We start from the raw sequence: 11,081 nt of genomic DNA on the forward strand, positions 1-11,081 counted from the left end.
CGCAGCGGACGTAGCGGCTTGCGCGGGGGGGCGGGAGGGCAGTTCCCGACCGACCGGCCGGCAAGTCTTGCCAGCGCCCGCGCCGCCCGCCATCGTGCCCGCCGCCACCTCGCAGGGAGAGACGCGCATGAAGGCGATCCAGGCCGCCAGCCTCGAGTCCATCGACGCCTACGGGCAGGTCGACCTCCCCGCGCCCGAGCCGGGCCCGGGCGAGCTGCGCCTGCGGGTCGCCTATTGCGGGGTCGGCTACGTCGACGCGCTGGTCTCGCTGGGCCGCTACCAGGTGAAGCCGCCGCTGCCCCATGTGCCGGGCGGCGAGGTCGCGGGCCTGGTCGAGGCGCTGGGCGAGGGGGTGCAGGGCTTCGTCCCCGGCGACCGGGTGATGGCGAAGGTGCAGGGCGGCTTCGCCGAGCGCGCGGTGGCGAAGGCGGGCGACGTGCGCCGCATCCCCGGCGCGATGAGCCTCGCCCAGGCCGCGGGCTTCCGGGTGAACTACATCACCGCCCTGCACGGGCTGCGCGACCGGGCGCGCTTGGCGCCGGGCGAGACGCTGCTGGTGATCGGCGCGGCCGGGGGCACGGGCATGGCCGCGGTGCAGGTGGGCAAGGCCCTGGGCGCCCGCGTCATCGCGGTCGCCTCGACCCCCGGGAAGCGCGCGGCGGCCGAGGCGGCGGGCGCCGACCTCAGCCTCGACCGCGAGCCCGAGGGCTGGCGCGACCGGCTCAAGGCGCTGGCGCCCGAGGGGATCGACGTGGTGTTCGATCCGGTGACCGGGCCGCTGATGCAGCCCGCCTTCCGCTCGCTCCGCTGGGGCGGACGGCATCTGGTGATCGGCTTCGCGAGCGGCGAGATCCCGGCCCTGCCGGTGAACCTGCCGCTGCTGAAGGGCGCCTCGCTGGTCGGCGTCGACTACCGCCAGTTCTCAGCGGTCTTCGAGCCGGAGGCGGCGGAGCGCGCGCTGGGCGAGCTGCTGGAGATGGTGGCGCAGGACCGCTTCGTCCCGCCCGTCGGCCGGGCGTTCCCGTTCGAGCAGGCGACGCAGGCGCTGGAATTCGCGCTGACCGGATCGGGGTCGGCCAAGACGCTGCTGGCGGTGGACCCGACGCTGGATTGACCGCGCCCGCCGTCGCCCGGCGCCGGCGGGCGGCGAGAGGCCCCGGGTCGGGCCCGGGGCGCGCCCCTGGGGCGGACGTCAGGCCTTCACGGGGATGGCGGGGGAGACCTCCTCGGGCGTCCGCGGCGCCTGGCCGTCGAAGATCAGGTCCCGGAAGCCTTCGGCGGCGGTGCGCTCCAGGATGCGCTGATATTTCGGGGCGCCGCCGTTGTAGACGATGTGGCGGACCTTGCCGATCTCGCGGCCCTCGATGTTGGAGTTGTAGCCGGTGAACCAGCTGCGGGATTTGCGCAGCAGGAGCATGTCGTACATCTCGCGCACGTGGCGCACCCAGGCGTCCTCGGCGGCCTGCGTCGGCTCGATCCGCTCGACGCCGCGGGCCAGCGCCTGCTCCATCAGCGTGGAGACGAAGTTCACGCACATCTCGATCGAGCGGGGGTAGTTCACCGAGGCCGAGCTGCTTTGCGGGCCCGAGGGAGTGAAGAGATTGGGGAACCCGTGGCTCATCATGCCCAGCCAGGTGGAGGGGTCGGGGGTCCACTTCCGATTGAGCTTCACGCCGTCGCGCCCCTCCACCTCCAGCATGTCGAAGGCGCCGGTGACGGCGTCGAAGCCGGTGGCGTAGACGATGAGGTCGAGCTCGTGGTCCTCGGCCGTGGTGCGGATGCCGGTCTCGGTCACCCGCTCGATCGGGGTTTCGGAGATGTCGACCAGCCGCACGTTGTCGCGGTTGTAGGCCTCGAAATACCGCGTCTCGAGCGGCACGCGGGCCCAGCCGAAGCCGTGGTCCTTGGGGATCAGCTTCTCGGCCGTGGCCGGGTCGGTCACCCGGCGGCGGATGCGCTCGGCGATGTAGTCGGAGAACTCGGCGTTGGCCGTCTCGTCGAAGAAGATCTCCTTGTAGTTCGACAGCCAGATGCCGAAGCCGGGCTGGTCATAGAGGCGGTCCCACAGGGCGCGGCGCTGCTCGGGCGTCGCCTCCCAGAAGCCGGTGCGCTCGGGGATGTGCTCGAACCCGCCAGGGGAGGCGGCGCAGGTCGCGAAGATCTCGTCGTAGCGGGTCTTGATGTCTGCCATCTCGTCCGCGGAGATAGGGCCGTTGTTGAGCGGCGCGCTCCAGTTCGGCCGGCGCTGGAAGACGGTCAGCGAGCCGACCTTGTCCGCGATCTCGGCGATCACCTGGATGCCGGTGGCGCCCGTGCCGATCACGCCCACGCGCTTGCCCGCCAGATCCACGCCCTCGTGCGGCCAGTGGTAGGTGTGGAACGAGGGGCCCTTGAAGTCCCCGATGCCCTCGATCCGCGGCATGGTGGGGCGCGACAGCACGCCGATGCCGAGGAACAGCCAGCGGCACTCGATGGGCCGCGCGCCTTCGATCTCGATCCGCCACAGGCCGCGGGCGTCGTCCCAGCGGGCGGCTTCGACCCGGGCGTCGAAGCGCATCAGGCGGCGCAGGTCGAGCCGGTCCACGACGAAGTCGAGATAACGCAGGTTCTCGGGCTGGCCGGAGAAGCGCTCGGACCAGGTCCACTCCTCCAGCAGCTCCCTGGCGAAGGAGAAGCCGTAGGTATAGCTCTCCGAGTCGAAGCGGGCGCCGGGGTAGCGGTTCATCCACCAGGTGCCGCCGGGGGCGGGGTTGGCGTCGAGCGCCACGACGTCGAGCCCCATCTCCCGCAGGCGATGGAGCTGGTAGATCCCGCAGACGCCGGTTCCGACCACCACGGCGTCGCGCCGCTCCGGGCCCTCGCCGCCGGGGGCGGCCTCCTCGATGCGCATGGCGCTCCTCCCATCTCGTCGTCCCGACTCTCGGCCGGCGGAGAGCGCGGCGGGCGGGGCGTTCGCGGCGGAGCATATCGCGGATCAAAGGGCAGATCACCTGCCGACCGGCAAGCAATTCGTCTCGCCTCCGCGCCCGGCCCCCGCTAGGCTCGCCCGCAAAACGGGAGGAGAGCGGAATGGACGCGAGCGGGGCCGCCCCCGGGGCCGCCATCGAGGCGCAGGCGCGCCTGCATCACCAGTGGCTGCTGGGATTGCAGTTGATGGTCGCGACCCGCGAGGGGCCGCAGGCGGTGGGCGAGTGGATGTTCCGCCTGTTCCGCCGCCAGCACCACGACAAGTTCCTCTCCAGCTTCGCCAAGCTGGGGCTGGAGGGGCTGCCCCACGCGGTGGCCTGCGCGCGCTACCACGTGCTGTCGAACGGCGTCGGCGGCGTGGCGGTGGAGTACATGGAGGAGGGGCCGCGAAAGGCCTGGGTGCGCTTCCGCCATCCCCGCTGGATGTACGACGGCGCGGTGATCTGCGGCATCCCCATCGAGGCCTCCCGCGGGTTCCTGCGGGGGTGGTACGCGCAGAACGGCGTCTCGCTGGGCAACCCGCGGCTGGGGTTCGTGTGCGTGTCGGAGGACATGAGCGGTCAGTTCGGCCTCTGCGGCTATTTCATCGAGGAGGACCGGACCCTCGCCGAGGACGAGCGCCTGCGATTCGCCCCGGGCGAGCGTCCGCCGCCCTTCGACCCGGCCGCCCAGCCCTCGCCGCCTGCGGAACAGTGGAGCGAGGAGCGCCTCGCCCGCGCCGCGCGCAACTACGCCGCCGAATACTGCCGCAACGGGATCCGCGAGCTGGCGGCGGTGCTGGGGCGGGCGCGGGCGGTGGAGCTCGGCCGCCTCTCGGCCCGCCTGATCGGCCTGCAGGAATACCCCCGCCTCGCCGCCGCGGTGGGGGGCGAGGACGCAGGCCCGGCCGAGGCCGCGGCCTTCCTCGCCGCGATCTTCGCCGGCATGGGGGACGAGGCCGCGGTCGAGGCCCACGGCGAGACCGTCACGATCCGCCACGAGGGCCTGCGCATCCTCCGCGGGATCGAGGGCGAGGCGCGCGAGGATCTGCTGGCCTGCTGGATCGAGCTGTGGCGGGGCGCCGTCGCCTCCCACCGCGCCTTCATCGACGTCTCGGCCGAGCCGCAGGGCGAGGGCCTTCGCTGGACGCTGACGCCGGCATGAGCGCCAACAGGCCGATCGACAGGCCGCCAAGGGAGAGAGACATGACCAACCCCCCGACGAGCAATCCCATGAGCCTCGAGGGCCGCACCGTGATCGTCACCGGCGCGGGGCAGGGCATCGGGCGCGCGGTGGCGCGGCTGGTGGTGGAGCTGGGCGGCAAGGTCGCCGCGGTGGACATGAACGCAGACGGGCTCGCCGAGACCCGCGCCGAGCTGGGCGAGGCCAACTGCCTGCGCATGATCGGCGACGTCTCCGCCCCCGACCTCGCCGAAAGCGTGGTCGCCGAGGCGGTCGCGAAGTTCGGCGCCGTGCACGGGCTGGTGAACATGGCCGGCCTGACCCGGCCGGCGATGATCCACAAGATGACGCTGGAGCAGTGGCGCCTGGTGCTCGACGTCCACCTGACCGGCGCCTTCCTGTTCCTGCAGGCCTTCGGGAACCACTGCATCGCGCGCTTCAAGGCGGGGGACGAGAGCGGCGGCTCGATCGTCGACATCTCGTCCGACGCGGGCGTGCAGGGGACCATCGGGCAGGTGAACTACGCCACCGCCAAGGCGGGGATCATCGGGACCTCGATGGCCGCGGCGCGGGAGTTCGCGCGCTGGAACGTGCGCGCCAACACCGTCGCCTTCGGCATGGTCGAGACCCCGATGACCGAGACCATCCGCGGCGAAAAGTTCCGCGACACCTACCTCGCGCGCATCCCGCTCGCCCGCTGGGCCCAGCCCGAGGAGGTGGCGGCCCCGGTGGCCTTCCTGCTCTCGGATGCGGCGAGCTACATCACCGGCCAGCGCCTGTCGGTGAACGGCGGCAGCCAGATGAACCCCTGAACGGGCGCCGGCGCGGGGCCGCGCCCGCGGCCCCCGGCTCCGGGTCTCAGGCGGCGGCGTAGCGGCTCCACAGGCTCAGCCCGCCGTCGCGCCCGATCAGGACCACGTCGTAGGCCTCGCGCTCGTCCTCCGGCCCCATGCCGGGCGAGCCCCAGGGCATGCCGGGCACGGCCAGGCCCACGGCGTCGGGCCGCTCCTCCAGCAGGCGGCGGATGTCGGCGGCGGGGACGTGGCCCTCGACGACGTAGCCCTCGATCAGGCCGGTGTGGCAGGAGACGGCCTCCTGCGGCACGCCCAGCTCGATCTTGCGGCGAACGAGGGGGGCGTTGCCCATCTCCTCGACGGCGATCTCGAAGCCCTCGGCCTGCATGATCTCGACCCAGGCGCCGCAGCAGCCGCAGGACGGATCCTTCATCACGGTCATCGCCGTCGTCGCGGCGGAGGCGCGCCCAGGCGCGACGAGCGGCAGGGCGGCGGTCGACAGGGCGCCGAGCAGCAGCGCGCGGCGGGAGAGACGGTCGGCGGGCATGACGGCTCCTTCGCTGGGCCCCCGCGCGGGGGGCGGCGGATCGATAAGGCTTCCACCTGCTGGAAGGTCAAGCCTCCTCTTCGCATGGCCTGCGATATGGGGCCGCCTCGCCGTATCGGGCGAGCGGTGCGGCGCTCTGTCCCGCGAAGCGCGAGCGATCCCGGCGCGATGAATTCTCGTTTCAGTTGAAACAATACGCGCCCGTCCTCCGTAGCTCTCCTGCAAGCCGTCGATCTGGGGGGAGGGAACGGCGCGGAAGTGGAGGAAACAATGACCAGAATCATGGGAACCAGGAGTTCCGAGGCGCTGTTCGGCGGCCCGCGGGCGGACGTCATCGACGGCCGGGGCGGTCCGGACGACGTTTTCGGCAAGGGCGGCGCGGACGTGCTGCGCGGCGGCGGCGGCGCGGACGACATCCGCGGCGGCGGCGGCGACGACGAGATCTTCGGCCAGCGTCAGGCGGATGTGCTGAGGGGCGGCGCCGGCGACGACCTTCTGGTCGGCGGGCTCGGCGGCGACTCGCTGTTCGGGGGCGTCGGCGACGACGACCTGCGCGGCGGCGGGGGACGCGACATGCTCTCGGGCGGCCGCGGGGCGGACATGCTCTTCGGCGGCGCCCGGGCCGACGTCCTGCGCGGCGGCGGCGACGCCGACAGGCTGTTCGGCGGCGGCGGCGGCGACATGCTGCGGGGCGGCGGCGGGAACGACGAGCTGTTCGGCGGCGGCGGGGCCGACCGGCTGCGCGGCGGCGCCGGCGACGACCGGCTCGAGGGCGGCGCCGGCGACGACATCCTCAACGGCGGCGGCGGCGGCGACGTGCTGGTCGGGGGCGAGGGCGACGACCGCCTCGTGGGCGCCGCGGGGAACGACCGTCTCTTCGGCGGCGCGGGCGACGACCGGCTGATCGGCGGCGACGGCGACGACACGCTGGAGGGCGGCGACGGGGCCGACATGCTGGACGGGGGCGCGGGCGCCGACGTGCTGCGCGGCGGCGGCGGCGCGGACACCTTCGTCTTCACCGGCGGCGACGACGTGTTCGAGGATTTCGACGCCGGCGAGGACGGCATCGACCTCTCCGGCGCTTCCGGCATCGGGGGGCTTCTGGACCTGCTGGCGGTGGCGGTGCAGGCGGGCGACTCGGTGGTGCTCGGCCTCGACGAGGGCGAGCTCACGATCCTCGACTTCACCCTGCTGGACCTGACCGCGGAGCTCTTCGACTTCGGCGACGGCCCGCTGCTGGTCTGATCCGACCCGCGCCCGCGCGGCCGTTTCGCGCGGGCGCGTCCCCGGCTCAGGTTCCGCAGGTCCAGGTCCCGCGGAAGCCGGCCTCCAGCCCCTGGTCGAGCTGGAAGACCAGTTCGGCGTCGGCGCGCCAGTCGGCCTCCTCGCCCAGCGGCGCGACCTCCATGCGGACGCCCTCGGCCTGCCAGACGCCGCCCGTCGTGCCCGCCTCGGCGCCGGCCTCCAGCGCCACCAGCACGCCGTTGAGCTTCATCGCGCCGGCGCCGTCCGCGGTCCAGAGGATCGGGTCGATGCGCCTGCTGGTGCGGAACGCGCAGCCGCCGGAGGGGGCGAGGCCGGTCTCGCGCGCCTCCTCCCGGCTGAGCGGCGCGGGATCGAGGGCCGCGAGGTTCACCCGCGACAGCGCCTCGTCCACCGTGCCTGGGGTCGGGGCGGGATCGCGGTAGCGCTCGGCCCGGACTTCGCCGGCGTCGACCGCGGCGATCAGGTAGCGCATCTCGGCGATCTCGCGCCGCTGGGCGGCGATGATCTGGTCGGCGAGCTTGCGCACGCGGGCGTCCTCGATCCCCGCCCGCTCGGAGGTCATCACGGCGATGGAGTGGTGGGGGATCATGGCGCGCATGTAGCTTTCGCCATCGACCGTCGCCTGGCTGCGCACCAGCCACAGGGAGGCCGCGAAGACCACCGCCGCGCCGGCGAAGATGCCGAGGTTGGCGGCGCGGCTGGGATACATGCCCAGCATCCATGCCAGCATGACGATCGCCATCGTCGCGCCCATCAGCAGGGCCATCCAGGCGCGGGTCTCGGACCAGAAGACATGTTCCAGCGCGTAGGTGTTGAGGTACATCAACCCGAACATCACCACGGTGGAGGTGGCGATCATGGCGAAGAATCTGCCGTAGTTCATGGCGGATCACCTTTCCGTTCGTCCTTGCGGGGCGGGCCGCGCGGGGCGGCCCCTGCCTGTCGAGGTGGTCCGGAATCGCAATCCGTCGAAGGCGGGCGCCGGAGTCCCGCATCGGCCCGGGGGCGCGGCAGGTCCGCGGCGCCGGCGCTCGGACCGGGATCGTCGCGCCGGCCGGGACGACCGGCGCGTCGCGGGCCCCGCCCGAGGCGCGGCGCAGGACGACCGGACGGCGGCATGCCGCGGCCCCGCCTCGCGCCATGCGCGGCGAGCCGCGTTCTCCTCAAGTCGGAGCGGAGGCCGGTCGCCCCAGGCGCAGGCGGGCGGATCGGGAGCCAGGCCGACGACGGAGGGTCCCGCGACGGCGGTCGCCTGGCTCGGTCCGTCCTCCGCGTCGCGCGGGGCGCCGGACATGCGGAGCAAGCGGCGCGGAGGTCTGACGCCGCTGAAATCGCGGCGCCGGTCGAGGGGCTCGAACCCCCGACCCCCTGATTACAAATCGGCCTGAAATCGTGCGTTTTCAGTGGTTGTTCCGGATGTTCCGCAGGCGTTCACGGCACCGGAAATCAATGACTTAGGGCGACTTTCGGAACGGCAGGGTGACCGTCGTGGCAACCGGCGACTCGCCGCCCAGAACGACGAAAGGCCCGCGCCTCCCCAGCGCGGACCTTGGCACGTCAGGAACTGGAAGCGCTCAGCTCGCCGGCAGGCGCTTCGCCAGCTCCGCCTTCACCCGCGCCTCCAGCGCCTCGGGCGTGGCCCCCAGCCGCTTCACGGCGTCGGGCACCGTGTCGCGCAGGTAGGCGACGCCGTCGTTGATCGCCGGGCTGCCCGTGTCGAGGGTGAGGCGCCCCGCGTAGCGCTGGACGATCAGCGCAGCGGCCCGGTCGGCCGCCCCGTCCAGCGTGGCCCGGGCCTCGGCCGAGAGGGCGATCCCGGTCCAGCGGCGCAGCGCCCAGCCGGCGAGGCCCACCAGCACGGCGCCGAGGCCCGCGACCACCTCGCCCACGAGCGGCGAGAGGTCGACGCCTCCGCCCTCCGCCGCCAGCAGCGGAAAGGCGACGAGGCACAGCGCGACGGCGACCGCGAGGGTGCGGCCGAGCATGCCGAGCACGGCGCGAGCCATGCCCGCGCCGGTGATGACGATGATCTTCATGATGATGCTCCTGTCAGGCGGGGAAATCCGGGAGCTCGACGGTCTGACCGGCGAGCGCGTGCGTGCAGTCCCCGAGGAACTGGATCCGTCCCTCCCGCACGTACGAATGACAGACGAAGGACGTGCGGCGGTCGGCGAGCATCGCCTCGCGCTCGCCGGCAGTCCGCTCGAGGAGGGCGTCCCACTCTTCGTCGCTCAGATCGTCGCGGGTGCCGCGCACCAGGATCGACGGCGAGAAGGTCGGCCGGTCCCCGTCGCCATTGAAGTCCCAGCGCGGCCGCGCGAGGCCCGCCCCGACGGTGACCTGGTGCGCCTCGCCACAACCGGGACACCAGAATGCGACGCGGCCTCCCTCCAACCGGCGCATCTTCGCTCCGAACGCCGACATGGGCAGTCCTCCTCTCAGGCGTCCACGGCCGCGGGAAAACCCCTCTGCGCCTGCAGCGCGGCGGCGAGGGCGACGTAGGTTCGGGCCTGCATGCGGGTCTTGATGCGGGGGTCGCCGACGGCCTGGGCGAAGGCCTGCAGCGCGGCGAGCGTCAGGGGCCCGACCTTCCCGTCGGCCGGGCCGCAGTCGAAGCCTAGCTCGTTGAGGGTGATCTGCCCCTCGCGAGGCGTGTCGATCTTGCCGACGATGCCGTTGTCGATCTCCGGCGCCGAGATCGAGCCCGCGAAGCGCGCCCATGCGTCGGCCATCTTCTCATCATAGCGGTTCACGCGATAGTTCGGCCCGTTGTAGGCGTGGGCGAAGGCGGCCCAGTCCCGCCGCTGGAGGGCCCGCAGCGCCGCCGGGTTGGCTCGCACGAAGCCTACGAAGGCGGCGAGCTGCTGCGCCTCGCTCTCGCACATGGCAGCGACGAAGGCCTCGACGCTCGGCCAGCCGCAGACCTGCGCGTTGAAGCCCATGATCTGGAACCGGCCCCAGCTGGCGGAGCGCAGCGCCGCGATCGGAGCCAGGTTGTATGCCTCCTCGAGGCGCAAGTACTGGGCGTCGCCTGGCGCGCCGTAGCCGCCCGGCGGGCCCGAGATGCGCGGATGACCCGCCGTGAACTGGTCGCCGGTCTCGCGTGCGAAGACGTGCCGCTCGAAGAGGATCGGCGGACGGCCCGAGGGCAGGAAGGCCGCGTTGCGCGACTCGACCTCGGCGACGGCTTGGATCGCGGCGAGCTCGCAGCCGATCTCGTCGGCCGCCTCCTGGTAGGGGCCGAGGCCGGAGATGCGGCGGGCGGCGCCGCGGAAGCCGGAAGGGATCATGCGGACGTCCGCCGCCGGCTTTCCCGGGGCGGTCCCTTGCTGTTTAGAGGGGGGTGGCGGGCGGAGTGGAGGAACTCGCCCCCAAACCCATGACCCGCCGTGGAAATCACCCGGCGGGCTCGCCGGAGGAACTCAGTCGGTAGAGCGCGACGCGAGGGCCACCTGGATCACAGCGCGCAGCTCGCGGACATCCTCGCGAAGGTCGTCCCGCAAGGCCTCGTCGCTGGAGCGCAGATCGGTCGCGATCTGGTCGAGCTTGGCCCAGACGCGCCGGCGACTTTCCTCGCCGGCCTTCCGGTCGGACGCCAGCTCGCTCCGCAAAGCGGTGATCTCGCCCTGCATCCTGACGAGGGCGCCGGTCGGCCCGTCGATCGACTCGAGTCGCCGCGACAGCCGGCCATAGCCGATCAGCGCGGCGGCGGCCGTCGCGATGACGGCCCACCACTCGCGTACGGCCTGCGCGATCTGCGGGTCCGGGGTCCCGTCCGATGGCATGTGCACCCCTCCTCAGGTCAGGTTGCCGGCCCGGACCTCGATCCGGAACTCGTCGAGCATCTGCGGTTCGCCGGCGAGGGTCAGCCAGGTCTGCACCCGCCACAGGCCGAGGGTCAGGTCGCCGGGCGCGAAGGCCGCATGGATCGTGTAGTCGTCGCCGAGGCTGGCGACGGCCGCCACGAGGTCGCCGCCGGCGCCGAGGCGCACCGCAGACGCGGTGGGCGAGCCGGCGCTGATGTCGAGGGCGCTGCCCGCCTCGTCGACGACGGGGACGGCCCAGGCGTAGGCCTCGCCCTCGGTGATCTCGACGATGTCGGTCATGTCCAGATGGCCTCCGGTCGGGTCTGCCGCGTGCGCCAGGCGGCGGCGGGTCTGCTGGCACGGACGCGCCAGGGAGCGGCTGATCGGGCGGCCCGGTCGCGCCAGACGCCCAGGACGATGCGGTCGGGGTCGAAGCCTGTGACTGGCCCGGCCGGCCAGATCGCGACGACCTCATAGGGGGGCGTGCCGCCGGTCGGCGCGAGCGTGCCGATCAGGGTTTCGCCGGCGTCGTGCTCGACG

13 protein-coding genes are annotated in these 11,081 nt (G+C 73.0%); 4 read left to right on the plus strand and 9 right to left on the minus strand.

Translation table 11 applies throughout. The features are described from left to right. The first annotated feature begins 127 nt into the window (after positions 1–127). Positions 128–1,114: an NADPH:quinone oxidoreductase family protein gene (locus BM064_RS24535; RefSeq protein ID WP_092865508.1), complete on the plus strand. Its 987-nt coding sequence runs from the start codon at positions 128–130 to the stop codon at positions 1,112–1,114. A 78-nt stretch (positions 1,115–1,192) separates the two neighbouring features. Here the strand turns inward: BM064_RS24535 and BM064_RS24540 are convergent, their stop codons facing one another. Beyond that, positions 1,193–2,890, minus strand: coding sequence for a flavin-containing monooxygenase (locus BM064_RS24540; protein WP_092865511.1), 1,698 nt, complete (start codon positions 2,888–2,890; stop codon positions 1,193–1,195). Positions 2,891–3,069: 179 nt separating this feature from the next. Between BM064_RS24540 and BM064_RS24545 the strand changes: the two genes are divergently transcribed. Next, positions 3,070–4,110, plus strand: a complete 1,041-nt coding sequence (locus BM064_RS24545) for a hypothetical protein (RefSeq protein ID WP_092865514.1) — start codon at positions 3,070–3,072, stop codon at positions 4,108–4,110. A gap of 41 nt (positions 4,111–4,151) precedes the next feature. After that, the gene (locus BM064_RS24550; RefSeq protein WP_092865517.1) at positions 4,152–4,940 is read left to right on the plus strand and encodes an SDR family oxidoreductase; all 789 of its coding nucleotides are present in this window, start codon (positions 4,152–4,154) and stop codon (positions 4,938–4,940) included. 46 nt (positions 4,941–4,986) lie between these two features. Here BM064_RS24550 and BM064_RS24555 read toward each other — a convergent pair whose 3' ends face one another. Continuing rightward, complete coding sequence (locus tag BM064_RS24555) at positions 4,987–5,469, minus strand: DUF411 domain-containing protein (protein ID WP_092865520.1); 483 nt, start codon at positions 5,467–5,469, stop codon at positions 4,987–4,989. 270 nt (positions 5,470–5,739) lie between these two features. On the opposite strand from BM064_RS24555, the gene BM064_RS24560 reads away from it, so the two are divergent. Then, complete coding sequence (locus BM064_RS24560) at positions 5,740–6,714, plus strand: calcium-binding protein (protein WP_143103444.1); 975 nt, start codon at positions 5,740–5,742, stop codon at positions 6,712–6,714. Between the two features lie 46 nt (positions 6,715–6,760). Here the strand turns inward: BM064_RS24560 and BM064_RS24565 are convergent, their stop codons facing one another. From BM064_RS24565 to BM064_RS27675, 7 genes are all read right to left on the minus strand, one after another. After that, a complete protein-coding gene (locus BM064_RS24565; RefSeq protein ID WP_092865526.1) occupies positions 6,761–7,618 on the minus strand; it encodes a DUF305 domain-containing protein in 858 nt (285 codons plus the stop codon). A gap of 691 nt (positions 7,619–8,309) precedes the next feature. Next, positions 8,310–8,771, minus strand: coding sequence for a hypothetical protein (locus BM064_RS24570; RefSeq protein ID WP_092865529.1), 462 nt, complete (start codon positions 8,769–8,771; stop codon positions 8,310–8,312). A gap of 13 nt (positions 8,772–8,784) precedes the next feature. After that, positions 8,785–9,159: a ubiquitination-like system serine protease family protein gene (locus tag BM064_RS24575; protein WP_092865532.1), complete on the minus strand. Its 375-nt coding sequence runs from the start codon at positions 9,157–9,159 to the stop codon at positions 8,785–8,787. A gap of 14 nt (positions 9,160–9,173) precedes the next feature. Beyond that, a complete protein-coding gene (locus BM064_RS24580; RefSeq protein ID WP_092865535.1) occupies positions 9,174–10,025 on the minus strand; it encodes an N-acetylmuramidase family protein in 852 nt (283 codons plus the stop codon). Positions 10,026–10,157: 132 nt separating this feature from the next. After that, positions 10,158–10,520 carry a hypothetical protein gene (locus BM064_RS24585; protein ID WP_092865538.1) on the minus strand — a complete coding sequence of 121 codons (363 nt, stop codon included), beginning with the start codon at positions 10,518–10,520 and terminating at the stop codon, positions 10,158–10,160. A 12-nt stretch (positions 10,521–10,532) separates the two neighbouring features. Further along, complete coding sequence (locus tag BM064_RS24590) at positions 10,533–10,841, minus strand: hypothetical protein (protein WP_092865541.1); 309 nt, start codon at positions 10,839–10,841, stop codon at positions 10,533–10,535. Beyond that, positions 10,838–11,081 (minus strand): hypothetical protein (locus BM064_RS27675; RefSeq protein ID WP_177236393.1); only part of this gene is annotated, 244 nt, incomplete at its 5' end. The genes BM064_RS27675 and BM064_RS24590, both read right to left, overlap by 4 nt.

The organism is Albimonas pacifica (assembly GCF_900113695.1).
GTDB lineage: Bacteria > Pseudomonadota > Alphaproteobacteria > Rhodobacterales > Rhodobacteraceae > Albimonas > Albimonas pacifica.

Coding starts and splice junctions, on each gene's coding strand:
- BM064_RS24555 (WP_092865520.1), bottom strand. CDS start 5,469: ATGCCCGCCGACCGTCTCTCCCGCCGCGCGCTGCTGCTCGGCGCCCTG.
- BM064_RS24545 (WP_092865514.1), top strand. CDS start 3,070: ATGGACGCGAGCGGGGCCGCCCCCGGGGCCGCCATCGAGGCGCAGGCG.
- BM064_RS24570 (WP_092865529.1), bottom strand. CDS start 8,771: ATGAAGATCATCGTCATCACCGGCGCGGGCATGGCTCGCGCCGTGCTC.
- BM064_RS24550 (WP_092865517.1), top strand. CDS start 4,152: ATGACCAACCCCCCGACGAGCAATCCCATGAGCCTCGAGGGCCGCACC.
- BM064_RS24565 (WP_092865526.1), bottom strand. CDS start 7,618: ATGAACTACGGCAGATTCTTCGCCATGATCGCCACCTCCACCGTGGTG.
- BM064_RS24575 (WP_092865532.1), bottom strand. CDS start 9,159: ATGTCGGCGTTCGGAGCGAAGATGCGCCGGTTGGAGGGAGGCCGCGTC.
- BM064_RS24535 (WP_092865508.1), top strand. CDS start 128: ATGAAGGCGATCCAGGCCGCCAGCCTCGAGTCCATCGACGCCTACGGG.
- BM064_RS24590 (WP_092865541.1), bottom strand. CDS start 10,841: ATGACCGACATCGTCGAGATCACCGAGGGCGAGGCCTACGCCTGGGCC.
- BM064_RS24560 (WP_143103444.1), top strand. CDS start 5,740: ATGACCAGAATCATGGGAACCAGGAGTTCCGAGGCGCTGTTCGGCGGC.
- BM064_RS24585 (WP_092865538.1), bottom strand. CDS start 10,520: ATGCCATCGGACGGGACCCCGGACCCGCAGATCGCGCAGGCCGTACGC.
- BM064_RS24580 (WP_092865535.1), bottom strand. CDS start 10,025: ATGATCCCTTCCGGCTTCCGCGGCGCCGCCCGCCGCATCTCCGGCCTC.
- BM064_RS24540 (WP_092865511.1), bottom strand. CDS start 2,890: ATGCGCATCGAGGAGGCCGCCCCCGGCGGCGAGGGCCCGGAGCGGCGC.